This window comes from Daejeonella sp. JGW-45 (genome assembly GCF_029360805.1).
GTDB lineage: Bacteria > Bacteroidota > Bacteroidia > Sphingobacteriales > Sphingobacteriaceae > Daejeonella.
Map to the genome: position 1 here is coordinate 308,164 of NZ_JARKNC010000001.1, position 24,268 is coordinate 332,431.

The 24,268-nt window shown below is 44.3% G+C and carries 21 protein-coding genes; 9 read left to right on the plus strand and 12 right to left on the minus strand.

The window, feature by feature from the left end; all coding sequences use genetic code 11:
* Nucleotides 1–42: 42 nt before the first annotated feature.
* The 3 genes from rsmI (at nt 43) to lnt (ending at nt 3,313) form a co-directional block, all read left to right on the plus strand.
* Nucleotides 43–714: a 16S rRNA (cytidine(1402)-2'-O)-methyltransferase gene (gene rsmI / locus P2W76_RS01400; protein WP_276345673.1), complete on the plus strand. Its 672-nt coding sequence runs from the start codon at nt 43–45 to the stop codon at nt 712–714.
* Nucleotides 715–1,041: 327 nt separating this feature from the next.
* Nucleotides 1,042–1,677: a PH domain-containing protein gene (locus P2W76_RS01405; RefSeq protein WP_276345674.1), complete on the plus strand. Its 636-nt coding sequence runs from the start codon at nt 1,042–1,044 to the stop codon at nt 1,675–1,677.
* A 1-nt stretch (nt 1,678) separates the two neighbouring features.
* Nucleotides 1,679–3,313: an apolipoprotein N-acyltransferase gene (gene lnt / locus P2W76_RS01410; RefSeq protein ID WP_276345675.1), complete on the plus strand. Its 1,635-nt coding sequence runs from the start codon at nt 1,679–1,681 to the stop codon at nt 3,311–3,313.
* Nucleotides 3,314–3,584: 271 nt separating this feature from the next.
* Here lnt and P2W76_RS01415 read toward each other — a convergent pair whose 3' ends face one another.
* Nucleotides 3,585–5,225: an NAD+ synthase gene (locus P2W76_RS01415; RefSeq protein WP_276345676.1), complete on the minus strand. Its 1,641-nt coding sequence runs from the start codon at nt 5,223–5,225 to the stop codon at nt 3,585–3,587.
* 92 nt (nt 5,226–5,317) lie between these two features.
* Between P2W76_RS01415 and gldB the strand changes: the two genes are divergently transcribed.
* Nucleotides 5,318–6,349, plus strand: coding sequence for a gliding motility lipoprotein GldB (gldB, locus tag P2W76_RS01420; protein WP_276345677.1), 1,032 nt, complete (start codon nt 5,318–5,320; stop codon nt 6,347–6,349).
* Between the two features lie 64 nt (nt 6,350–6,413).
* Nucleotides 6,414–7,187, plus strand: coding sequence for a patatin-like phospholipase family protein (locus P2W76_RS01425; RefSeq protein WP_276345678.1), 774 nt, complete (start codon nt 6,414–6,416; stop codon nt 7,185–7,187).
* Between the two features lie 123 nt (nt 7,188–7,310).
* Here P2W76_RS01425 and P2W76_RS01430 read toward each other — a convergent pair whose 3' ends face one another.
* From P2W76_RS01430 to P2W76_RS01465, 8 genes are all read right to left on the minus strand, one after another.
* Entirely contained in the window at nt 7,311–7,517 is a 207-nt protein-coding gene (locus P2W76_RS01430) for a hypothetical protein (protein ID WP_276345679.1), read from the minus strand.
* 62 nt (nt 7,518–7,579) lie between these two features.
* On the minus strand, nt 7,580–8,458 hold the full coding sequence (atpG, locus tag P2W76_RS01435) for an ATP synthase F1 subunit gamma (RefSeq protein ID WP_276345680.1): 879 nt from the start codon (nt 8,456–8,458) through the stop codon (nt 7,580–7,582).
* A gap of 182 nt (nt 8,459–8,640) precedes the next feature.
* Nucleotides 8,641–10,215: a F0F1 ATP synthase subunit alpha gene (atpA, locus tag P2W76_RS01440; protein WP_276345681.1), complete on the minus strand. Its 1,575-nt coding sequence runs from the start codon at nt 10,213–10,215 to the stop codon at nt 8,641–8,643.
* 86 nt (nt 10,216–10,301) lie between these two features.
* Entirely contained in the window at nt 10,302–10,841 is a 540-nt protein-coding gene (gene atpH, locus P2W76_RS01445) for an ATP synthase F1 subunit delta (RefSeq protein ID WP_276345682.1), read from the minus strand.
* A 105-nt stretch (nt 10,842–10,946) separates the two neighbouring features.
* Nucleotides 10,947–11,459 carry a F0F1 ATP synthase subunit B gene (locus P2W76_RS01450; RefSeq protein WP_276345683.1) on the minus strand — a complete coding sequence of 171 codons (513 nt, stop codon included), beginning with the start codon at nt 11,457–11,459 and terminating at the stop codon, nt 10,947–10,949.
* 73 nt (nt 11,460–11,532) lie between these two features.
* Nucleotides 11,533–11,754 (minus strand): ATP synthase F0 subunit C, encoded by a 222-nt coding sequence (gene atpE / locus P2W76_RS01455; RefSeq protein ID WP_262485821.1) that lies wholly within the window; start codon nt 11,752–11,754, stop codon nt 11,533–11,535.
* A 43-nt stretch (nt 11,755–11,797) separates the two neighbouring features.
* Nucleotides 11,798–12,940 (minus strand): F0F1 ATP synthase subunit A, encoded by a 1,143-nt coding sequence (gene atpB / locus P2W76_RS01460; RefSeq protein ID WP_276345684.1) that lies wholly within the window; start codon nt 12,938–12,940, stop codon nt 11,798–11,800.
* Between the two features lie 403 nt (nt 12,941–13,343).
* Entirely contained in the window at nt 13,344–13,592 is a 249-nt protein-coding gene (locus P2W76_RS01465; protein ID WP_276345685.1) for an AtpZ/AtpI family protein, read from the minus strand.
* 112 nt (nt 13,593–13,704) lie between these two features.
* On the opposite strand from P2W76_RS01465, the gene P2W76_RS01470 reads away from it, so the two are divergent.
* From P2W76_RS01470 to uvrC, 4 genes are all read left to right on the plus strand, one after another.
* Nucleotides 13,705–13,833 (plus strand): hypothetical protein, encoded by a 129-nt coding sequence (locus P2W76_RS01470; protein ID WP_276345686.1) that lies wholly within the window; start codon nt 13,705–13,707, stop codon nt 13,831–13,833.
* A 96-nt stretch (nt 13,834–13,929) separates the two neighbouring features.
* Nucleotides 13,930–16,653 carry a hypothetical protein gene (locus tag P2W76_RS01475; RefSeq protein ID WP_276345687.1) on the plus strand — a complete coding sequence of 908 codons (2,724 nt, stop codon included), beginning with the start codon at nt 13,930–13,932 and terminating at the stop codon, nt 16,651–16,653.
* A gap of 14 nt (nt 16,654–16,667) precedes the next feature.
* Nucleotides 16,668–18,905 carry a transglycosylase domain-containing protein gene (locus tag P2W76_RS01480; protein ID WP_276345688.1) on the plus strand — a complete coding sequence of 746 codons (2,238 nt, stop codon included), beginning with the start codon at nt 16,668–16,670 and terminating at the stop codon, nt 18,903–18,905.
* Nucleotides 18,906–19,108: 203 nt separating this feature from the next.
* The gene (gene uvrC, locus P2W76_RS01485; protein WP_276345689.1) at nt 19,109–20,923 is read left to right on the plus strand and encodes an excinuclease ABC subunit UvrC; all 1,815 of its coding nucleotides are present in this window, start codon (nt 19,109–19,111) and stop codon (nt 20,921–20,923) included.
* A 66-nt stretch (nt 20,924–20,989) separates the two neighbouring features.
* Here the strand turns inward: uvrC and gldN are convergent, their stop codons facing one another.
* From gldN to gldL, 3 genes are read right to left on the minus strand one after another with little or no spacing between them, the layout of a single operon-like run.
* Nucleotides 20,990–21,865, minus strand: a complete 876-nt coding sequence (gene gldN, locus P2W76_RS01490) for a gliding motility protein GldN (RefSeq protein WP_276345690.1) — start codon at nt 21,863–21,865, stop codon at nt 20,990–20,992.
* 6 nt (nt 21,866–21,871) lie between these two features.
* Entirely contained in the window at nt 21,872–23,404 is a 1,533-nt protein-coding gene (gene gldM, locus P2W76_RS01495; RefSeq protein ID WP_276345691.1) for a gliding motility protein GldM, read from the minus strand.
* 44 nt (nt 23,405–23,448) lie between these two features.
* Nucleotides 23,449–24,249 carry a gliding motility protein GldL gene (gene gldL, locus P2W76_RS01500; RefSeq protein WP_276345692.1) on the minus strand — a complete coding sequence of 267 codons (801 nt, stop codon included), beginning with the start codon at nt 24,247–24,249 and terminating at the stop codon, nt 23,449–23,451.
* Between the last annotated feature and the right edge of the window lie 19 nt (nt 24,250–24,268).

The following is a 24,268-nucleotide window of genomic DNA, read 5'->3' on the forward strand; positions in this document are numbered from 1 at the left end:
ATTTTGGAGTATTTCCAATCACACCCGGCCTGAGTTAAAAACATGAGCGGTAAACTATACCTTGTACCAACCCCTATCGGCAACCTTGAGGACATGAGCTTCAGAGCTATCCGTATCCTTAAAGAAGTAGATCTGATCCTTGCCGAGGATACCCGTACAAGTGCACCCTTGTTAAAGCATTTCGGAATTGATAAGAAGGTGTTCTCACATCACCAGCATAATGAACATAAATCGGTAACCGAGGTGATCCGCTTCCTGAAAGACGGTAAGCAGGTTGCCCTGATCTCTGACGCCGGAACGCCCGCAATCTCTGACCCTGGGTTCTTGCTGGTAAGGGAAACTATCAAAAATGAGCTGCCTGTGGAATGCCTGCCGGGAGCAACAGCTTTCGTACCAGCTTTGGTAAATTCAGGCCTGGCTGCAGGTCGCTTTACCTTTGAAGGTTTCTTACCCGTGAAGAAGGGCCGTCAAACCCGGATGAAGGAGCTGGCAGGCGAAGAACGGACGATGATCTTTTATGAATCGCCGCACAGGCTGCTGAAGACTCTGGAAGAGTTTGGCCAGTATTTTGGTATGGAAAGGCAGGCGTCTGTTTCCCGGGAGCTGACGAAGATGTTCGAGGAAACGGTGAGGGGAACGTTGACAGACATTAAATTACATTTTGAGACTCATACCTTAAAGGGTGAGTTTGTTATTGTTGTTGCCGGTAAATAAAGGCTTTGATACCACCTTCGGCGGTATGATGACTTTTATCGCAAAGGGCACAAAGGCTTTCGTAAAGGACGCAAAGGCTTGTATGATCTTACAATCCTGAGGGACTTTGGTAAATATTTAAATAAAGGTTTGATACTACCGTCGGCGGTATGATGACTTTTAACGCAAAGGGCACAAAGGCTTTCGCAAAGGACGCAAAGGCTTGTATGATCTTACAACCCTGAGACTTTAGTAAATATTTTTTGTGAAAAACTTTGCGACCTTTGCGTGTACTTTGCGGCCTTTGCGTTAAGAACAGTGGCAAAGCCACTAAAATAAAAAAAACAAATGGAACAATATTTAACCGACGACCAGGATCCCAAGACCGCTGAAAAGATCTTAGGTAAACTGCGTGATATGCTTACTTCAGGTGAAGCGATCATCTACCTGGCTATCCAAAAGAAACCGGCAGTTACCCTCATACCCGACTGCATCGCGGTAACCAATAAAAGGATCATATTTTGTCTTCCCGAGAATCTGGGGCTGACTACAAATTTCATCACTTTTACCTGGGAAGATATTAAAGAGGTCTCCTTTAAGGAAGAATTTTTCGGTGCAAAGTTCATTACTGTCCCCCAAAGGGGCGAGAATATTGCCATAGATTATATCCCAAAAGTCCAGGCGCGCAAGCTCTACCAGATTTGCAATGAGCAGATCGAAAAAAACAAGGGCCTTTCGCAGAGTATAGATGCAGATGACAGAAGGAGCCATCTGGGTAATTCAAACACATCTGATGATTACTCATCCTACGTGGAGATAGAAGAAGAGGAGAAGCCTTTCATTCAGCCCCAGGCGCCGCCTGCAGAAGAGGTTGACGACGAGGTGACCGCCAAGCTGAAGAAACTCAAAATGCTCTTTGAGAGGCAGCTTATTACCTCTGAAGAATACGAAAGAAAAAAAGCAGATATCTTATCCCAGCTCTAAGGTGAAACAAAATTACCTCTTAGCCCTGGCCAGTGCGTTTTTGCTTTGGCTTGCCTGGCCTCCTATTCCTTTTACCGCACCGGTTCTTCTGGTTGCGATGGTACCCATACTCCTGGCAGTTGATAATATCATCCTGTCAGACCGGAAAAGGAAAGGCGCACTGGTTTTCCGTGCAGCATTCCTTTGCTTCTGTGCCTGGAATACGGCTAGTATTTACTGGGTGATCAATTCTCTGACCGCAGTTATGCCTGTCCCGATGGCTGTTTTTGTTTCAATAATTCCCTTCGGACTAGGCTCTTTATTGATGGCGGCTGCTTTTTGGCTGTATTACAAGCTCCGGCTCATCGGCACCACTGTGCTTAGCTACGCCGGCCTCATCTGTTTCTGGATTGCTTATGAATCCCTTCATCAAAGCTGGGAACTCGCATTTCCCTGGATGAACCTGGGGAATGGTTTTGCACAGGCTCATTACCTGATCCAGTGGTATGAATACACCGGCGTTTACGGAGGTACACTCTGGATATTAACCTGCAATATATTGGCTTTTGAAACCTATAAGGCCTATAAAGCGGGCGCGTTAAAGAAGGTTAAACTCGCAGCCTGGACTGGCGGGACTGCTTTGCTGCCCATGGTTATCAGTTTGGGTATTTATTTCGCATATACCGAGAAGTCCAATCCGGCAAACATCGTTGTGGTACAGCCTAATATCGACCCTTATCAGAAGTTCGGGAACCTGCCTCCGGCCGTACAGATTGAACGGCTGATCGCGCTGTCGGACTCTCTTGGCCAGTCCAACACCGAGTATTTTATCTGGCCTGAAACAGCCATCTCACAAAAAACAGATGAAGCAACTATCAGGGAGGATCATAATTTCCAGACCATCCAGGATTTTCTGGTGAAATACAAGAATGGCAACCTATTGTCGGGCATTGAAAGTTTTGCCCTTTATGATAGTGCGAAGACGGCAACTGCACGGTTTGATGAAATGCAGCGCGTGTATTTTGATGTTTTTAACGCTGCTGTGCTTATAGAAAATTCACCCGAAGTCCAGTTCTATCATAAGTCAAAGTTGGTACCCGGAGTTGAACAGACCCCCTTTTCAAATTCCATGAGCTTCCTGAAGCCGGCATTTAAAGCCTTCGGCGGATCTGCCGGAAGCTATGGCAAGCAGGACGAGCCATCTGTGTTCTTTTCCCAAAGCGGGATAGGTGCTGCACCGGTTATTTGCTATGAGTCGATCTGGGGAGAGTATGTAGGAGATTATGTTGAAAAAGGCGCCCAGTTTATTGCGATCATCACAAACGATGCCTGGTGGGGCAATACTTCCGGAAAAGACCAGCACCTTCAGTATGCAAAGCTACGGGCCATTGAAACACGGCGCTGGGTTGCCCGCTCAGCCAACACCGGCATTTCGGGATTCATCAATCAAAGGGGAGATATTACCCAGCAAACCGAATGGTGGGTTCCCACAGCTCTTAAGGCTGATATTAACCTGAACGATGAACTGACCTTCTATGTCAGGAACGGCGACTATATAGCCCTTGCGGGATCAGCAGGCACTGGCGTTTTAATTCTGCTTATGCTTGCCTCGCTCTTCACGGGTAAGAGGCAACAAAAAATCCGCTCCCATGACTAAGGAAGCGGATCCTACTAAACTAAAACTAAACCAAACTAAACTCCCGGCATGACCCGGGATATCTTGAGACAGGGGTCCGGAACCTCTGTCAGATTGACCATTTTTATAAAGAAACGTAATTTATTGCACTAACTGTTGGAACATACAGTTTTGTTACAGTGAGTTGACGATAATGTGATAATTGACGAGTAATCGGAGAATCAGCGATCAGTAGTCGGCGATTACCGATCACAGGTTACTGATTACCGATCACAGGTTACCGATTACCATTTCAACTAAGGTACTTCCCAACTATCGGCATCCGCCGGCCCATACCGAAAGCTTTGGGAGATACCCTTAAGATAGGCGGCGCCTGATTCCGCTTAAATTCAGCCACATTAACCATTTTAAGCACTCGCTTTACAAGCGCTTCATCAAAACCCATAGCTATAATCGATGACGAACTCTTCTTTAGTTCGATATATTGAAACAATATGGCATCGAGCACATCATATTCGGGAAGCGAATCCGAGTCCTTCTGGCCTGGCCTGAGCTCTGCTGAAGGAGGTTTTATAATGCTATTCCGGGGGATAATATCGCGCTCCCTGTTAATATATTCAGACAGCTTGTAGACCTGAGTCTTATAAACATCGCCCAGCACTCCGATGGCTCCCGCCATATCCCCGTAAAGGGTACCATAGCCTACAGCACATTCACTTTTGTTGGAGGTATTAAGCAGGATATAACCGAACTTATTAGACATAGCCATCACAATGATAGCCCGGCTACGTGCTTGTATATTTTCCTCGGCCACACTAAATGGAAGATCTTTAAATACTGGCATCATGATCTGCTGAAACGCAAGGGTCGCTTCTTTTATAGGGATCACTTCATGCTGGCAGCCAAGGTTTTTCACCAGGTCGAGCGCATCCTGGATAGAATGATCAGATGAATATTCAGACGGCATCAGCACAGCCATCACATTCTCAGGACCCAGGGCTTCGGCTGCAAGGGCACAAACCAGTGCCGAATCTATTCCTCCTGAAAGGCCCAGAACTGCTTTCGTGAAGCCGGACTTCTTAAAATAATCCCTGATGCCAAGAACTAAAGCATCATGGATCTGCCCGATGTCGCCCTGCGGATCATGAACAATAGGCTTGAATCCCTTAACCTTGCCATTCTCAAATTCATAGATCTTCAGCCCTTCCTGAAAATAAGGCATTTCATCGAGCAGCGATCCCTCTTCATCAAATACCAGCGAACCGCCATCAAAGATTATCTCTGTCTGTGCGCCGATGTGGTTGACATAAAATAAAGGAAGCTTGTACTTCCTGCAATTATCACCGAGTATTTGTACACGCTCTTCGTCATGATTATAAGCAAAGGGAGAGGCTGCAATATTGATCATCAGGTCAGGCCTCTGGCTGATCAGCTCGTCCATCGGACAGGCAACATACATCGGGTTATCGTTGATGTTCCACAGGTCCTCGCAAACGGTCAGTGCTATTTTGTATCCCATAAAATCAACGCAATCAAACTGAACCGCCGGTTCGAAATAACGGTATTCGTCGAACACATCGTAATTGGGAAGCAGCGCCTTATTCACCACAGTCTTTAATTCTCCATTCTCAATAAAGTAAGCTGAATTGAACAGATCCTTCCCCTCCGTTTTGGGATTAGTGGTGGGCAGCCCAATGATGCAGGCTATGCCATTGCATTCCTTCGCTATCTCACGGGCCGAATTCTCGCAGGAGTCTATAAACTCAGAAAACTCGAGGAAATCACGCGGCGGGTAACCGCATACGCAAAGTTCTGCAAATACCACAAGGTCTGCGCCTTTTGTCTTTGCTTCGCGTATTGCTGATATGATTTTGCTTGTGTTGAAATTAAAATCTCCGATGATATAATTTAACTGGGCTAGGGCGATCTTCATAAGATTTGTGTGTGTGGCCTATCTTTTAATAGTATTCCCGCGGATTTTGGCAAATCATGATGGTTTCATAATTTAGCAGATATCATGCTTCCATGAGGAATAGTCAAACTTACCTGTTTTTTTTTATATGCTTTCTTGCTCTGTCCTGTAATAACAAAAAAGGTCCCGATGTGTCGCAAATTAAAGTGGAAATTTCTGTCGAGCGATTTGACCGGGAGCTGAATACTGTTAACACATCGAATATAAAGGAGAAGACAGATGAATTGAGGAAGAAATACACCTGGTTCTACGACGACTATATGGAGCAGATGTTAGGTGTGGGTTCACCTTCCTCGGGGCCTTCCTATCTGAATTCGCTGGCACCGGTTTTACAGAATCCTGATTATCTGGAGCTACGCTCTTCGGCTGAAAAGGTATTCCCTGATTTTGGCCCTCATGAACAAGATCTTACCGAAGCATTTAAACATGTACGCTATTATTACCCGAAGCAAAAGATCCCGCGTTTAATCACATTCATATCCGGCTTTGCAGTTCAAACACCAATAGGAAATGATTATATAGGGATCGGTCTGGATATGTTCCTCGGTAAAGAGGGTGAACGTTTCTATCCGGCTCTGCGGCAGAGTATACCGCAATATATTGCCAGGCGTTTTACTCCTGAGAACATTACCCCCCGTGTTATTGAAGCTTTTGCCCGGGAGGAGATGTTCCCGGAGGACGATAAGGATCGTAACCTGCTCTCCAAAATGATCTATAATGGCAAGATCCTATATATGATGGATGCTTTTATGCCTGCAGCACAGGACACGCTGAAAATAGGCTATACCGGCAAGCAACTGACATGGTGCAAAGAGAACGAAGGCGGAATATGGGCGTACTTTCTTGAAAGCGAACTGCTGTTTGAGTCTGACTATATGAAAATACAGAAGTACCTTGCGGAGGCTCCCTTTACCCCTGGCTTGGGTGACAATTCAGAATCGGCGCCTAAACTGGGTGTTTGGACCGGCTGGCAGATCGTCAGGGCATATATGGACAAGAACCCGGATATTACGTTGCAACAGCTAATCCTGGAAAAAGACGCTCAGAAAATATTAACTGAATCGAAGTATAAACCTAAGATATAGTTGTACGTTATAAGTTGTACGTTATAAGTGCCGGGCGGAGAGAAATGTAAACACTTAAATAAACATGAAGGTAGGATTGGTGCTTTCGGGAGGTGGCATACGTGGGATAGCACATTTAGGGGTGTTGCAAGCCCTTACTGAAGCGGGAATAAAGTTCTGCAAGGTAAGTGGAACCAGTGCCGGCTCTATTGTAGGCTCTCTTTATTGCCAGGGCATGGAACCCTACGACATCCTGCAGACTTTCATAAAGACGAAATTGTACCGTTTCCTGCGGCCTGCATTCAAAACTCCGGGCCTGCTGTCATTGGATCTCACGCGCTCGCTATTTCTCAAATACCTCCCGCACGATTCGTTCGAGGGTTTAAAGACCCCAATGGTCATAGCTGTTACCAATTTTAGCGAGGGCAAGCTGGTTTACCTTTCTTCCGGAAAACTGATCGAAGCTATATTAGCTTCCAGCTCCATTCCGGGAGTGTTCAAACCCATCATTATCAACAGTAAGATGTATCTTGATGGGGGTGTCCTGAATAATTTTCCTATAGAACCGGTACGGCAGGACTGTGATTTTATAATCGGTTCTTCTTGTAATCATCTGCCGGTCGTAGATAAAATAGTAAATACCCGGAAACTTATCGAGCGGGCAGCAATTATGTCGATCAATGCGGATATGGAGCAAAAAAGTCAGCTTGTGGATGTGCTGATAGAGCCCGAGGGAATGGGAGCCACCAGTGTATTTGACGTTAAGAAGACGGAAGAAATTTATTGGCTATCGTATAATGCCGCGCTAAATCAGCTGAAATCAAATGCTAAACTGCAGTCCTTATTGGTTAAGAGCTGATTTGCATAAAGGACGACTAACGTCATGCTTATTATCAGACGGCTTCCCCGCTCATGGATCCCTAAAAATAAAAAAGCTCATAACTTGTCGTCATGAGCTTTTCTTATAAAGAGTTTCTAAACGCTATTTCAGAATTCGCAACACCGCTTTTAAACAAATCACAATTCCGATAACGAACAGGATATTAGAAATGGCATCAATAAACATCCAGGTTCCGGTGAAACGAAGCAGCACGCCAATCATACCTATAACTATACCAATCACGATCAGCTTATAATGTGCCGGATCATTTGACTCCTCGGTGCGCTTATTTTTATATGTTTGTTCCATTTTCTGAGTTTGAGATATGCGAAAATACGAATCTATTTTACAGTTTAAAATTCAAAGTGATATTATCCGTTTGACAATGCAGCAGCACCACTCACGATCTCAGTAAGCTCAGTTGTAATAGCTGCCTGTCTCGCCTGGTTGTATGACAGTTTCAATTGCTTTAATAAGTCGCCTGCATTCTCTGTTGCCTTATCCATCGCCGTCATACGCGCTCCATGCTCTGAGGCGTGAGAATCAAGTATTGCTTTGTAAACCTGTGTTTTGATAGATTTTGGGATCAATTGCTCCACAATTTCTTCCTGCGACGGTTCAAGAATATAATCGGTCTTGGATGTATCAGCTACTGTTGTTGATTTTGGAACCGGCAGCAATTGCTCAGTTGTAAGGATTTGAACTGCAGCGTTTCTGAACTGATTGTACACCAGTTCCACTCTGTCGTAATCTCCTTTTGCAAAACCTGCCATAACAGCTTCTGTAATCTTAGAAGCGTTTTCGAATGTAAGCTCACTGTATAGTTCATTATTGTTACCAATAACATTATACTTACGCTTCTCATAGAAATCCTGCACCTTCTTACCAATCGCCACAATATGGACGTTGCCTTTGCGATATTGGTCAGCATACTTCTCAGCGATCAGGTTGTTGGCAGATTTAATAACATTCATATTGAATGCACCAGCAAGACCACGATTGGACGAGATAGCAATAATTAATACCTTATTCGGCTCACGCTCCTGGATAAATGGAGAATTAGACTCCTCTAAACTGGCAGAAAGGTTCGCCAGGATATCCTTCATCTTATTTGCGTAAGGTCTAAGCTGAATAATAGCACTCGTCGCCCTTTTCAATTTAGCTGCAGAAACCATTTTCATGGCCTTGGTAATCTGCTGCGTTGAGGTAACTGATGCTATCCGGTTTCTTACTTCTTTTAAATTAGCCATTTTTTCAAGTTGTAAGTTATACGTTATACGTTATACGTTCTAGAACCGATTCCTAAAACTTATTACCATAATTCATAACTCTTCAATATTCTCAGGTGACTTATAAGTCTTGTTAATAAGTTGTAAGTATTAAGAAACCAATTCCTAAAACTTACAACGTAAAACGTATAACGTATAACTCCTTAGTATTTATCTCCTAATTCTTTCGCTACAGTCTCTAAAGCACCGGTGATGGTATCATCCAGTTTTCCGGCTTTAAGACCCTGTAAAACTTCAGGATAACGTTGCTCCAGTTGTTGAATGAATTCTGCTTCAAAAGCTTTAACCTTATTTACAGGCACATTACGCATTAGGTTTTTTGTACCTACATAAAGGATAGCAACCTGCTTTTCAACTGTTTCAGGGGAGAACTGGGCTTGCTTAAGCAATTCCACGTTACGGGCACCTTTATCAAGTACTGATTTTGTAGCAGCATCCAGATCAGATCCGAACTTAGAGAATGCCTCAAGCTCACGGTACTGTGCCTGATCAAGTTTCAGGGTTCCGGCAACTTTCTTCATCGATTTGATCTGTGCGTTACCACCCACACGTGATACCGAGATACCTACGTTGATCGCCGGACGAACACCCGCGTTGAACAAGTTTGACTCAAGGAAGATCTGTCCGTCTGTAATGGAAATTACGTTCGTTGGAATGTATGCAGATACGTCACCCGCTTGAGTCTCGATGATCGGCAAGGCAGTTAATGAACCACCACCCTTAACGATGTGTTTGATCGACTCAGGAAGATCGTTCATTGACTTTGCAATCTCATCATTCGAGTTGATCTTCGCTGCCCGCTCCAATAAACGGCTATGCAGGTAGAAAACGTCGCCCGGATATGCTTCACGGCCCGGAGGACGACGAAGTAACAGGGAAACCTCGCGGTAAGAAACGGCTTGTTTTGAAAGATCATCATAAACGATCAATGCAGGCCTTCCTGTATCGCGGAAGAACTCGCCGATTGCAGCGCCCGCAAACGGAGCGTAGAACTGCATAGGCGCCGGATCAGATGCAGAAGCTGCAACGATAACCGTGTATGGCAATGCGCCATTTTCTTCCAGTACTTTAAGGATTTGCGCAACGGTAGAGTTCTTCTGACCGATAGCTACATATATACAGAACACAGGCTGACCTGCTTCGTAAAATTCTTTTTGGTTAATAATGGTATCGATACAAACGGCTGTCTTACCAGTCTGACGGTCACCAATAACAAGCTCACGCTGACCACGGCCAATCGGGATCATCGCATCGATTGCCTTGATACCGGTTTGTAATGGTTCGGTTACCGGCTGACGATAAATTACACCGGGCGCTTTACGCTCCAATGGCATTTCGTAAGTATCACCCAGGATCGGTCCTTTACCATCTAATGGCTGACCTAAGGTGTTAACTACACGGCCAAGCATACCTTCACCAACTTTAATGGATGCGATCTTATTGGTACGTTTTACTGTATCACCCTCTTTGATCTCATCGAAAGCTCCAAGTAATACAACACCCACGTTGTCTTCCTCAAGGTTCAGAACTATCCCCTGTAAACCGTTATCAAATTCAACAAGCTCACCTGATTGAACCTTTGTTAAACCGTATACGCGGGCAATACCGTCACCCACTTGTAACACGGTACCAACCTCTTCGAGCTCGGCCTCCGACTTAAAGCCCGACAGTTGTTGTCTTAAGATCGCCGAGACTTCATCTGGTCTTACCTCTACCATAGTAGTATTTTTTGTTTTTAATGTTGTTAATCTATACTTCCTGTCCCCTTAAGGAAGTTAAATAAACCCTTCAAGGGCTGGGGCTATTAATTATGTGTAAATTCTTTTCTCAGTTTATTCAGCTTACTTGAAATGCTGGTATCAAATTGCTTGTCGCCCACTTTCAAAATAAAACCGCCGATAAGCTTAGGATCCACAACTGACGTCAGGATAACCTCGCCCTTTGTATGATCTTTAACAACTTCTTCTATCTGGCTGATATTCTCTTTGCTAAGAGGCGATGCAGATGTAACAGTTGCTTTCACTACGTTCTTCAGGATATTATACTGGCTGATAAATTCCTTAGCTGTAGCGAATAATACTTCAGCACGTCCCTTCCTGATCACTATCTTAAAAAACGAAAGTATCATTTCATTGACTTTACCGGAAAATAAGCCGTCCAGAATATTAGCCTTCTTATCAAGACTAATGATAGGATTTCTTAATATGGCCTGCAACTCCGGGTTTGCCCTGCAGGTTTCGAGAAACAGTTCAATATCTTTCATCACTGTCTCGACAGCATTTTGCTCGCCGGCGAGGTCGATTAAAGATTTTGCGTAACGCGATGCAACTTGTATTTCTGACATAGTTGTTGTTAGCTGTTGGTTGATGGTTATCTGTTGCCGGTTGCCAGCTGCCAGTTACCTGGTCAAGCGATTCAACTCACAACGTAAAACCTACAACTTATAACTTTAATTAAGTTTTACTTCTTTTAACAGGTCGTTAACCAAAGCCTGCTGCTTATTCTGATCTTCGAATTGTTTGCGCAATACTTTCTCTGCAATATCAATAGACAGGGTAGAAACCTGGTTCTTAATCTCAGCCATAGCTGCAAGCTTTTGATTGTTGATTTCGGTCTTTGCGAGTTCTATAAGCTTGGCGCCTTCCGCTTTCGCCTGATCCTTGGCATCATTGATCATCTGATCTTTGATTTCTTTAGCTTCCTTCAGGATATTGTCCCGCTCTAAACGGGCTTCCTTCAACAGGTCCTCGTTTTCGCTGATCAGCTTTGCCATCTCGGCCTTCGCCATTTCAGCCTTTGATAAAGCATCTTCGATAGAACGCTCACGCTCGTCAAGTGCCTGCACGATCGGCTTCCATGCAAATTTGCTTAACAGGAAGAACAGTATTAAGAATGCTACTGTCGACCAGATAAACAAACCCGGATCCGGTGATACCAAAGGGTTTAATGCCAGTAATGTCATTTTATTATTTTATTTAATAAATCAATCAAATAATAAAATAAGGCTGGTGCCAATCGCACAAGCCTTATTTTAATTAGTTTACTTGTCCGGTTCCTAAGAACGCAACAACCACAGCAAATAGAGCAACCGCTTCAACGAATGCTGCTGCGATCAACATAGCTGTTTGAATTTTAGATGCTGCTTCCGGTTGGCGAGCCATACCTTCCATAGCTTTACCACCAATGCTTCCGATACCAATGCCTGCTCCGATAGCAGCTAAACCTGCACCAATACCAGCGATACTTCCAACGATCATAATCTGATTTTTAAATATATATTAAACAAAAAATAAATTCATATTAATGCTCAGCGTGCTCCTCCACGGCCATCCCGATGAACAGGGCCGACAAAATCGTGAAAATAAACGCTTGAATAAATCCTACCACCAGCTCAATTACACTGATAAATAACACGAACGGAACTGCGATACCTGCAACCAGGACCGACTTCAAAATAAAGATCAATGAGATCAGACTCAGGATCAGGATGTGCCCAGCGGTAATGTTTGCAAACAAACGAATCATCAAAGCGATGGGCTTGGTGAATAATCCAATGATCTCAACCGGGATCATCAATGGATATAACCACCATGGGACATGCGGAGTAAATACGTGCCCCCAGTAGTTCTTATTTCCGTTAACGGTTGTAAGCACGAAAGTACAAAGCGCTAACATCATCGTCACCGCGATATTACCGGTTAAGTTTGCACCACCCGGGAAGAACGGAATAAGACCCATCAGGTTATTTAACCATACGAAGAAAAAGACGGTTAATAAATAAGGCATGAATCCCTTGTATCTATACCCTAACTGAGGTTTTGCAATATCATCACGAACGAAAAGAATGATAGGCTCTAAAATGGATTGCAATCCCTTCGGAGCTTTACCTTCACGTGTTTTGTATGCTTTAGCTATTCCGATAAACACTATTAAAAGTACTGTAACAGATATCAGCAAGGATACCACATTCTTAGTAATAGAAATATCAAAAGGCTTTGCATTTAAAATATCACCGCGTGAGTCATACTGAATGTAAGTACCATGATCGTTTTTAGGAAGCACCGGATAAAAATATTTACCATGATACTTTACCAGCGAAACGCCGTCAGCTTCAATAAGCTGAGTTCCGTCGTCACTATGGCCAAACTTATTTGAAAGGAAAGTTACCAGACCAGCTTCAGTATAAAGAATTACCGGGAGCGGTATAGATACGTGACCAAAAAAATGCCATTCATGAGAATCGGCGATGTGATGGAGAATCACCTTTGAAATATCCTCATCTTTTTCTTCCCCCTCGGCATGAGCAACTGACGTTTCAGCGTGTGCTGTATCTGCAGCCGTATGCTCCTGCGAAAACGCCGAAAAGCTCAATATTGAAAATAAAACCGCACAAAATGAAATGCTGAAGATTTTTTTTGAATTGAAAATATGGCTCAAATCCATTTATTATAAGGAATTTACTTAAATTTTTGGTTGCGCAAGTTACATAACAAACAATATATTTCAAACACTGTATGAAAGAAATATAGATAAAAAAAACAGATCACAAATTTAACAGGATCCACAGTGTTTTGAGTGATATAAACAAAGGCTATTACCATATACAATAGCAACTTAACCGCAATGCTTGCAAGCAATGCCTGGCCTGATGATTTAATGCTCACTTTCATCCTCCAGGAAGCAAGGATGTAGATCACGAAAGTGATAATGCTGAACACTGCGAACATGTTCCAGAACCGCGGGATCAAAAGAGCCTGACCGGGGTAATAAATCTCCGCCAGGAGCGGGGCAACACTTAGTAATATATTAAATAGTATAAAGTAGAGAACGAACTTGAGTATACTCATTATTTCAATCGTCTTATTGTTTGGTAGATAGACATGCAAACACCGATAACACAGGCCAATGCCGTAACCCATTGGACTTTATGGTCATAGTACTGGTCGATCTTGTATCCGATAAAAGCACAGGCCCCGATAATAGCCATCATTTGAAATGCTACACCGGTATATTTGGCATAACTGTTTAGCGCCTTCTTTTCAGGGGCCAATCCATCTTCCTTTACAATTTTATGTTTCTCCTCTTTATTTTCCATCGGTATCATGTTAAATACAAATTATCACGTACCATCTTAACCGCAAAGGTCGCAAAGTTTTTCGCAAAGGTCGCAAAGTAGCATTACGAAAGTTTGCCAAACCCTATGCGTTATGCAAACTCTGCACCTTTGCGACTGCCTGGCCGGTAGGCAGGAGTATTTTGCGACCTTTGCGTTTAAAATTCGCTATCCAAGCGAAGCGCTTAAAGAACGTACCATTATCACCGTCAATAAAGGTTAGTTATAGCTGAAACATTATATTTACATGTAGATTCCCCCCTGAAATAAAATATCTTTGTGTAGATTTTGTTTATATAAAAGTCAAGCTTTAATCAATTTGAGATCAAACGTTGTAATTAACTTTTCCAGCCTGTTACTTGCTTCTGTTTTTTGCCTGGGAATAGCAGCCTGCGATTCTCAAAAACAAACAGTCGCGAGCCGCGGGATGCAGAACTTAACGGCACATTATAATATTCTTTATAATGCGAGGGAACTGATCAACGAAAGCGAACGCAACATCCAGCTTGCAACGACAGATGATTATGAAAGACTGATACCTGTTTATAAAGAAGCTACAGAGGCAACATCGCTCGCTGAAGTAAAGAATCTTGAGGAGGCCATTTTAAAAGCAAATGTTATCGTTAATGAAAAATCACGCAGCAATTATGTTGACGATGCTTATTTCCTGATAGCGAAAGCAAACCATTTAAAGGCCAACTTTTACAATGCCTCAGAGTTTTTTACTTATGTGTATAAGTCGTACCCCGAAGAAAAAGAGCTCAGGCAGGCTGCCCTGGCATGGATGGCACGCTCGTTTATAGAATCAGAACGTTTTACAGAAGCCGAAAATACTCTGGATACTGCATTAAAATACATCAACACTGAAAAGGAATCGGTAGGGGATATCTATGCAACGCGGGCTCAACTGCACTTATATGCACGGGAAGATGAACAGGCGATTACTTTACTTGAAAAGGCTATAAAGAACGCTGGGAACCGTCAGCATAAGATCCGGTGGACCTACCTGCTTGCACAGCTGCAACAGCTGAAAGGTGATACAGAAGCTTCATACGTGAATTATACCGAAGTTGTAAAAAGCAACGCCCCTTTTGATATGGCCTTTAATGCCAACCTCAACAGGATCAGCATCAGGAATGAACAGCAGGGGAATAAGGCCGGGAGGTCGCAGCAGTTAAGAGCTCTTTTGAAAGATGATAAGAACCGGGATTTTGCAGATCAGATCTATTTCCAGATAGCCAATAGCTATACGGATGAAAATGACTTGGACCAGGCTATTGAGAATTATAATATTGCGATAAGGAAGAGTACCAGGAATGCAACCCAAAAAGGTCTTGCTTATTTAAAGCTTGCAGAGATATACTTCGGTCAATCCGATTTCGTAAGATCCAAAGCGTATTATGACAGTACGCTGGCTGTACTTCCAAAGACCTATCCGGATTATGACCTGATAAATAAAAAAACGGCTAACCTTGAAACGCTCGCCGACAGGCTCACTATCATTGCGCGCGAAGATACACTCCAGATGCTTGCTGGCCTCCCTGAAGCCGATCGTGAGTTAAGGATTGGTGCGCTGGTCCGGGAACAGGCACTAAAATCAATTACAAGCGCGGCAGGCAGCACATCGAATTCGTCGGGCCCAGCACAGTCATCAGCCAATCCTGCCGGGAACGGTAAATTTTATTTCAACAATTCGGTTGCGTTGAATCAGGGATTGATTGATTTCAAGAAGCAATGGGGCAACAGAAAGCTGGAAGACAACTGGCGCAGGAGCCAGAAATCGGCAACGGATATAACCACTCCACTCTCGCCCGACCAGGCTATTGCCAGCAATCCATTTCAGCAGCCGGTTCGCGACCCGGTAGCGTCAAATATTGAAATGATCAGGCGGACCTTCATTGAGGGCATGCCACTGACCGCCGGGCAAAAGATTATATCTGATCAAAAGATATCAGATGCATATTATGATATTGGTAATTATTACAGGGATGTGGCCCTCGACACCCTGTCCGCATTAAACACCTACGAGAAACTTCTGAAGCGGTTCCCGGAGAATACGAATAAGCTTGCCGTGTATTACAACCTTTACCGTCTTCACAGGAACAGTAATCCTGAACGCTCCGAAGAGTTTAAAAATATACTTCTAAACGACTTCCCCGATTCACCCTTTGCAAAGATCATTATTGACCCCCTGTATGATCAAAAAGCTGATGAACAAGAGATTGCATTCAACCGCTTTTATAATGAAGCTTACGACCTTTATTCAAACAGGCAATACACCCGGGTGCTTTCTCATATAGACGGGTACGGAAAATCCTTCACCGGGCGGCCTATGCCTGCGCAGCTTGATTATCTCCGCGCATTAGCGATTGGAAGAACACAACAGCTTCCACAGCTTGAAACTGCTTTCAAAGAATTAATCGCTGCCTACCCTCAGGATAAGCTGGTTGTGCCGCTTGTTAAGGAGCATCTTACGTTCATAGACTCTAACAGGGAAATGATAGCCTCACGTCCAGTAGCCCTGGTCGACAATGATCCCAGCAGGGACAGGTTCGTACAAGAGCCTGTGCACCTGGAACCGTCAGCACCTGGCGCAATGATTAATGCACCAGTATTAGCCAGCGATCAGCCCCCCGGCAAGCCTGAACCCGAAGCCGTCAAACCAGCGGAAGACAGTGGTTTCTTTGTAAAGGAGGAAGGCGCACTGTTTTATTTTGCAGTAAATATTACAGACCCGAGAGTAAATTTAAGCTCTTCCCGGTTTGGGATAGGGCAGTTCAACAGGGTAAATTTGCCTGGCAGTGGAATAAAGCATCAATTAAAATCTATTAACAATCAAAACCAGCTTATCTTTGTAGGCCCATTCGAGGGGCGAGAAGCCGCACAGATTTACTTCAACAATATTAGTCCGATGATGAAAGAGATCATGAAGATCCCCGCTGCTAAATACAGCATGTTTTTTATAAATCAACAGAATCTGGACAAAATAACAGACAGAGAATCGCTCGACCGGTATGTTGAATTTTATAAAAACAACTACTAATGCAAAACCGAAAAATGAACACCCAACTGACGCAGCAGGACATAAATCGCTATACCATCCGGTTTTGGAAATGGATTATTGGAATAATTGCGTTTGGTGCAATACTTCTCTTCAGTATCGGACTGGGGCTATTTGGTGCACTGCCTGACCTGCGGGCCCTGGAAAACCCTAAAAGCAACCAGGCTTCCGAGGTAATATCAGATGATAATGTGATTCTTGGCACCTATTACGTTCAAAATCGCTCAAATGTACGTTACGACGAGATCTCACCGAACGTTATCAATGCCTTGATCGCTACGGAGGATATCCGCTTTTATAATCACTCGGGGATCGACTTCAAACGGACTTTCACTATTATCTTCTATAACCTGGTGGGAAAAAGGCAGGGAGCCAGCACCATTACGCAGCAGCTCGCTCTGAACATGTTCTCTAAAGAAGGGCGGTCAAAGACATTCATAAAAAGACTGATTCAAAAATCCCAGGAGCTCATCGTTGCAGTGAAGCTGGAACGCCAGTATACGAAGGAGGAGATCCTTACAATGTACCTGAACACGGTTGATTTTGGATCTTATAATACCTATGGGATCAAATCAGCAGCCAGGACATATTTTAGCACCACGCCCGATAAGCTACAGCCTGAACAGGCGGCCATCCTCATCGGGATGCTTAAGGGACCTTCATACTATAATCCTCATAGAAACCCTGAACGTGCCATATTACGCCGGAATACTGTTCTGGAGAACATGAATAAAGCCAGCTACATCAGCGACCAGGAAACAGAGCGCTTGAAGCAACTGCCACTAGGTCTTGCCTTCAACCCTACTGACCACAATGAAGGTTCGGCAGCTTATTTCCGTGCTGTCCTGAAAAAAGATATACAGGCTACCCTGGAAGAGAATTCAATATATAAAGCCGACAATACTCCTTACGACCTGGATCGCGACGGACTGAAAATATACACAACGATTAATTCACGCATGCAGCATTATGCAGAGGAATCGCAGGCTGAGTATATGAAAACACTCCAGGTAAGTTTTAACAACTCCTGGAAAGGGCGCGATCCGTTTAACTTTAAGGAGGCCAAAGGACTCATTGACCAGGGAATGAGACGCTCCGACCGTTATCAGGCTCTCAAGGCAGAAGGAAAAACCGAAGAGGAGATACAACAGGATTTCAGGACACCGGCAAAGATGACCATCTTCAGCTGGCGCGGAGAAATAGATACTTTAATGAAGCCTATCGACTCCATAAAGTACTATAAACTCCTATTGCGTAATTCCCTGATGTCAATGGAACCGCAAACCGGTTACGTGCGCGCCTGGGTTGGCGGCATTAACTTCAGTCACTTCAAATACGACCAGGTAAAAATGGGAACAAGGCAGGTCGGATCTACAGCCAAGCCCTTCACCTATGCGGTTGCTATCGGTAACGCCGGATTCTCTCCATGCTACATGGTAGACAACCTGCCGGTTAGTATCGATGCCGGTGACGGAACTACGTACAATCCACGAGCTTACCGGTCGTTACCGGGACCAATTACCCTGAAAAAAGGACTGGCCCATTCACAGAATAACAGTACCATGTTCCTGATGAGCCAGGTTGGCGCTACAGCAGTATCTACCCTTACAAAGAATATGGGAATAACCAGTCCTGTGCCCGCTGTTCCATCTATAGCCCTCGGTTCGTTCGAAGCATCCGTATACGATATGGCAGGTGCTTATTCAGTATTCGTTAACCACGGTATCTGGACCGAGCCGATATACCTTCTTCGCATTGAAGACAAAAACGGAAATGTGATCTACGAACGCAAGCCAAAGATCAAGGTGGTAATGGATGAGCAAACGGCTTACGTAATGACCGATATGCTGAAAGCCGTAATCAAAGAAGGTACGGGAGTACGGCTGGGCTGGAAATACAAACTGACCAATCCAATCGGCGGCAAAACGGGAACAACCAATAACAACTCCGATGGTTGGTTTATGGGCATTACACCAGAGCTGGTTACAGGCGTTTGGACAGGGGCTGAAGACAGGGCCATCCACTTCACCTCAACATCTTTTGGTGAAGGTGCGAACACGGCGCTGCCTATCTTCGGTTTGTATATGCAGAAAGTATATGCCGACAAAACGCTTCAGTATACCAAGGGAGATTTCCCTGTTCCTAAAGGGGGTGTAAACATAACGCTTGACTGCGGCGTCTATTTGCAACAGCAGTCGGAAGAAACGGAGCTCGATAAAAAGCTGGGCTTTTAGTCGAATGAGTAGTTATTACTACCGGTTTAACATCAGCGCTCGACCCCAAAAGGGTCGTATGCTTATAGCAGAACAAATAAGTCCAAAGCCAAATGAAGTTCTATAAACATATGACCCCTTCGGGGTCAAACTGTCAAATCAAACTATCAAAATTATCAACGGATTGATGGTTTATTAGAATGGGTATTCTCATAGTTATGTAAATGGAAAAGTTTGATCACCGTGCCGCAATTAATAATATTCCCCCTAAACCAGGGATATATCAATTCTGGTCGGATAGCGAAGAACTTATCTATATAGGTAAAGCAAAGAACCTTAAGAACCGGGTTTCGTCCTATTTTAATAAAGATAATTATCGCATCAACGCGAAAACACGTGTACTTGTAAGTAAAATCAACAAGGTCACATTTACAATTGTCGATACCGAGATTGATGCCTGGTTGCTAGAGAATAGCCTGATAAAGAAGCATCAGCCCCGGTATAATATCTTATTAAAGGATGATAAAACATACCCTTGGATCATCATCAAAAATGAACCTTTCCCCCGCATCTTCTGGACACGTAAGATAGTCCGCGATGGATCAACCTATTTCGGCCCTTACGCCTCGGTTAGTATGATGCATACTATCCTGGGGATGATCAGGGAGATCTATCCGCTGAGGACATGCACCCTTCCCTTAATACAGGAAAATATTCTTGCTGGAAAATTCCGGGTATGCCTGGAATACCAGATCGGTAACTGCAAGGGGCCTTGCCAGGCCTTCCAGACTGAAGACGACTACAACCAAAACATTTCTGAGATAAAGGATATCCTTAACGGGAAAACAAGCGCAGTCATCCGGCGGCTCAAGAGCCAGCTTGATGCATCGGTTTCAGAGCTCAATTTTGAGCTGTCGCACAGGCTGAAGAGGAAGTATGACCTGCTGGACCGCTATCAGAGTAAGTCTACCATAGTTAATTCATCCATCACTGACGTAGATGTTTTCAGCATCGCTACCGATGACAAACACGCTTTCGTAAATTATCTGAAGGTGATGAACGGCACCGTCATCCAGACCCAGACCCTGGAAATGAAAAAGAAGCTGGATGAGACCGAAGAAGAACTATTGACCATCGCGATATTTGAATTCAGGACCAGGTTCAACAGCACATCTAAAGAGATAGTGGTTCCTTTTGCGCCCGATCTGAGCGACTCGGGGATACGCATAACCGTTCCAAAGCTTGGGGAGAAGAAGAAGCTCCTTGAGCTGTCGCAAAAGAATGTAATGTTCTTCAGACGCGAAAAGCTGGAGCAATATGAAAAACTTAACCCCGAATTGCGGACAGAGAGGCTGCTTACCCAGATGATGAAGGATCTGCGGCTGAACCAACTGCCGCGGCACATCGAGTGTTTTGATAATTCAAACTTCCAGGGCAAATTCCCTGTATCGGCCATCGTGGTGTTTAAAGATGCTAAACCGTCAAAAAAGGATTACCGGCATTTCAATGTCAAAACGGTAGAGGGGCCTGACGATTTTGCCACCATGGAAGAAGCGGTATTCAGGCGCTACCGGCGAATGCTTGATGAAGAGCAGAGCTTGCCCCAACTTATCGTAATAGATGGCGGGAAAGGGCAACTTTCCTCGGCTATGAAGAGTCTTAAACTGCTTGGGATTGAAACCCAGGTTACTGTAATAGGTATTGCAAAAAAGTTAGAAGAGATCTATTATCCCGGTGATCAATACCCGATGTATCTGGATAAGAAATCGGAAACACTTAAGATCATACAACAACTGAGGGACGAGGCGCACCGATTTGGAATCACGTTCCATAGAAACAAAAGAAATAAAGCCACCCTTGCCACTGAACTGGAGAATATTCCGGGCATTGGGCAGACGACTGCCGATAAGTTACTACGGCATTTCAAGTCTGTAAAGAAGATCAGAGAAGCTACCGGACAAGAGTTAATGACAGTGATCAATAAAAGTCAGGTAAAAGCCCTCCAGGACTATTTTACAAAAGAAAAGCCCGGAGTATAATTCCGGGCTATCAAATTATATAACTTTGAGATTTCAACCTTCCGGCCTCAGATCTCCGACTCAGATCTAAAACGACCAGAGATCATGTTCAAAGTCCATGAGCTCTTTCTTAACACGTTCAGATTCCAGCAACCTATCCATACCGATAGCGTAGTCTTTTATACGCAGATCTTCCGGGTTAGATTCCTTCACAATGTAACTGGCAAAAAGCCTTTTCATAAACACATCATCATAGCTCAGGCCAGTTGCATCATTATTGCGGTTAACAACTCCCTTAGTTACAAGTAAATGACGGGCTTCAGGAAAATAGATCCAAAATGCCGGCTGCTCATCAAATGATTGGCCTGCTGCCTGGATCTTGATCATCGGTGCGATACCAATGATGCGTGGCTCGAAAACAGAACGCTGCTTGTCAAATATCCAATCTTCTTTAATCCTGAACTTAACCACGCTGTCAGGGTTAAACTCTCCGGGTTTGACCTGGGTACCGGTCTGATTACCGTCCGAGTCAAATATCGGCACCAATACACTGTCGGCAAAAGTAGCCATAGCTGCCTCCGGAGTCAATATCGACGAGAATTCATCGCCGTTAACATCCTCCTTGGTCGACGCTGCGCTGTATGCTGTAAGCTCTCCTTCTGCGATAGCATCTGTGAGCACTGTGATAAGTCTTGATTTCGGAGAGGCGAAGATCATATTCACCTTGTCTCTGAGATCGATCTCGCGCCATACACGTTTGCTGAACATCACGTCAGACTCGCGCAGATTCGCGTAGGGAGAAACCTTTGCACTTAATATATTCTCCTTCTTATAATACCCGTCAACAGGTTTTTCCGGCACCGCCTTCTGCGGTTTTGTATCATTATTCATGTTCGGAAGCTGGGCAAAAGCACCCACGGTTCCTGTTAACAGAATAAGAGCAAAAATTACCTTCTTCTTCATAACCAATTAATTTGCTTTAAACACCATGCCTGGCAGCACCCTTTGTGTACCATCGGGTCCTACAGCCACTATATCATCAAAGATCACCCGTGTTCCCGGCGTCACGCCTGCAATAGCCGCCTGCATCTGGGAACTGAACGTATTGCCGTTTGCTGTAAGGGCAACGACATCTGCACGCGGCTTAGCAATAACCAGGCTGAATTTGGTTACCCGGAACTTCGCGTCAAAATCGAAGTTCTCAAGGATAGCAAACAAGGCGTTCTGTGATTTAATAACCACAGAGCTCAGGGAACCACTGGTTTTCCCTGCAAACTTTGCTATCGGATCCGGGATCCGTTTAACGCGAAACTCTGTAGAACCTACATTTGTTGTCTTACCACCGATATTTGCTGAAACGTTCACTTTAGCAATTGTGCCCGGTGAACTTACGTTGACAGTATACTTCCCGGCAGACCCCGAAATATTTCCGCCGCTCATGGTAACAATCAGGCTTTCTTTAGGGATGCCGGGTGCCGATACCGATACCGGATTAGGAACACCAACATAAAATACATTCATCTTATCTGGTGAAACTACCGCCGAAGGGCGTGCTACCTGGTATTTCTGTAATGGTGTCTTATATGTTTTGACAGAGCCATCAGTTTGCTTAACGCTAACTGTGCCTTCCCAGGTGAAAATTCCTTCTTTGCTGGTATTTACTGTATAAGTACCCTTGCCATCTCTCACCGCCAGTCTTGAGCCGCCGACGCTGATATCAGGGCTAGACTTAGAATCAGAAGCGGTTAAAAACACCTCCGCTGTATAGGGCTGCCCCTGGATAAGGTACGAAGTTGGAGCTACCGCAACCGCAGCAAATTGATCAAGGTTAACTATTGCCTGGTCCATTTTGCCCAGGATACGTTTAACGACTTCAGACTCGGCATTTTTAATATCAGCCTGTATCTTAGCCAAAGCAGTTATAGCTGCCGTAAGCGGGATGCCATCGCCAAAGTTCGACTGCTCCCATGACCTTTTTACAGGGCCCCGGTTAGGCGGATCGACAGCCTGAAGCGAAAAGTTTATTCCCTGGCGTTCCTTTTCGTCGAGCAACGCAAGTAGTTTGGCCCGCGTATCGTTGATCCTCTTCTTCAGTTCAGCTGCGCGCCCCTGATTGATCATCAGACGCGGAGAAATGTCCAGGTTATCTCTTGCACTTATATCACCAGTAGCTTCGTTGATGCCGCCACCCTCGGTTACAAACAATTTCTGCAAACCTTCAACGTGTGTATTAAGCTCGTCCAGGTATGCACTGGCCTGTTTCGCTTTGTCGTAAATTGGTTTAGCCCGCGCAGGCTCGTCTTTTAGTTTGGTCGCTTCAAACGAAGCATATGTCGCATCAACCCCGCTTTGAACGTTTTCTGTTGATGTGTTCAAACTATCTGTCAGGTTTTTGAAGGCTTCAAGGATCGAATCACTGACATTTAGCGCTACTAAGCCAAGCAGCACCAGGTACAGTATTCCGATCATTTTCTGCCTTGGGGTTTCTTTACCTCCAGCCATGAATTTCTTTTTTAAATTTTAAGGATAAAATATAATACTGAAGGTTATCGGTTTGGCTGATTCATCGCAGACAACATATTGCCATAGATCGAATTCAGGGATGAAAGATTCTTAGCCAGTTTACCAACTTCTTCTTTGAATTGCTTGGAGTCTTCCATCGATTCATTAAAATTTTGCATGGTAAGCGAAAGGTTAGAATAGAATTTATTCATCGACTTCAAATGAGCACTTGAATCCTGTAATTCCAGTTCGTAAACAGCATTCAGCGCGGAAATATTCTTAGCAAGAGAATTAACCTGCTCATGGTATGCTTTAGAGTCAATTCCGCTATCGGCCATTTCACGTAAGCTGGCAGTTGCGTTATTGAACGCCGTATTAAGGTTATCGAAACTACCTGAGGCTGTTTTTACTTTAGCGGTGAACTCGGTTGTAGCACTTGCAGAATCCGCAACATTGGAAATTGCCGACACCTTATCGCCGAAAGTGCGTAATCCGGTACCCAGGCTCTCGATAAGATCAGGACCGATCTTCGCGTCAGATAGCATTCTATCAAGAGCAGCGGTAGAATTAGGAGCGCCTGCACCCTGAAAGGAAGATGATTTTGGTAATTCTCCCTGAAAGTCCGGATCCAGCTCAGGATATACCCTGGTCCAGTCGGTTTCTGTAGTCTCTGCCTGAAATCCTAATGCGAAGAACAGAATGGCCTCTGTGATAAGCCCTGCAGCGATCATTATCTCGCCCCCTTTCCAGTGAAGGATCTTAAACATTAAGCCTACGATTACCACTGAAGCACCCCAGGATATCAGCGTATTAATACCAAGTTTGAATTTTTTCTTTTGAGCCATAACAGATGTAGAAGTTTTT

Excerpts from the sequence above, each read along its gene's own strand:
- rsmI (WP_276345673.1), top strand. The coding sequence starts at position 43 with ATGAGCGGTAAACTATACCTTGTACCAACCCCTATCGGCAACCTTGAG.
- P2W76_RS01405 (WP_276345674.1), top strand. The coding sequence starts at position 1,042 with ATGGAACAATATTTAACCGACGACCAGGATCCCAAGACCGCTGAAAAG.
- P2W76_RS01415 (WP_276345676.1), bottom strand. The coding sequence starts at position 5,225 with ATGAAGATCGCCCTAGCCCAGTTAAATTATATCATCGGAGATTTTAAT.
- gldB (WP_276345677.1), top strand. The coding sequence starts at position 5,318 with ATGAGGAATAGTCAAACTTACCTGTTTTTTTTTATATGCTTTCTTGCT.
- P2W76_RS01425 (WP_276345678.1), top strand. The coding sequence starts at position 6,414 with ATGAAGGTAGGATTGGTGCTTTCGGGAGGTGGCATACGTGGGATAGCA.
- P2W76_RS01430 (WP_276345679.1), bottom strand. The coding sequence starts at position 7,517 with ATGGAACAAACATATAAAAATAAGCGCACCGAGGAGTCAAATGATCCG.
- atpG (WP_276345680.1), bottom strand. The coding sequence starts at position 8,458 with ATGGCTAATTTAAAAGAAGTAAGAAACCGGATAGCATCAGTTACCTCA.
- atpA (WP_276345681.1), bottom strand. The coding sequence starts at position 10,215 with ATGGTAGAGGTAAGACCAGATGAAGTCTCGGCGATCTTAAGACAACAA.
- atpH (WP_276345682.1), bottom strand. The coding sequence starts at position 10,841 with ATGTCAGAAATACAAGTTGCATCGCGTTACGCAAAATCTTTAATCGAC.
- P2W76_RS01450 (WP_276345683.1), bottom strand. The coding sequence starts at position 11,459 with ATGACATTACTGGCATTAAACCCTTTGGTATCACCGGATCCGGGTTTG.
- atpE (WP_262485821.1), bottom strand. The coding sequence starts at position 11,754 with ATGATCGTTGGAAGTATCGCTGGTATTGGTGCAGGTTTAGCTGCTATC.
- atpB (WP_276345684.1), bottom strand. The coding sequence starts at position 12,940 with ATGGATTTGAGCCATATTTTCAATTCAAAAAAAATCTTCAGCATTTCA.
- P2W76_RS01465 (WP_276345685.1), bottom strand. The coding sequence starts at position 13,592 with ATGGAAAATAAAGAGGAGAAACATAAAATTGTAAAGGAAGATGGATTG.
- P2W76_RS01470 (WP_276345686.1), top strand. The coding sequence starts at position 13,705 with ATGCAAACTCTGCACCTTTGCGACTGCCTGGCCGGTAGGCAGGAGTAT.
- P2W76_RS01480 (WP_276345688.1), top strand. The coding sequence starts at position 16,668 with ATGAACACCCAACTGACGCAGCAGGACATAAATCGCTATACCATCCGG.
- uvrC (WP_276345689.1), top strand. The coding sequence starts at position 19,109 with ATGGAAAAGTTTGATCACCGTGCCGCAATTAATAATATTCCCCCTAAA.
- gldN (WP_276345690.1), bottom strand. The coding sequence starts at position 21,865 with ATGAAGAAGAAGGTAATTTTTGCTCTTATTCTGTTAACAGGAACCGTG.
- gldM (WP_276345691.1), bottom strand. The coding sequence starts at position 23,404 with ATGGCTGGAGGTAAAGAAACCCCAAGGCAGAAAATGATCGGAATACTG.
- gldL (WP_276345692.1), bottom strand. The coding sequence starts at position 24,249 with ATGGCTCAAAAGAAAAAATTCAAACTTGGTATTAATACGCTGATATCC.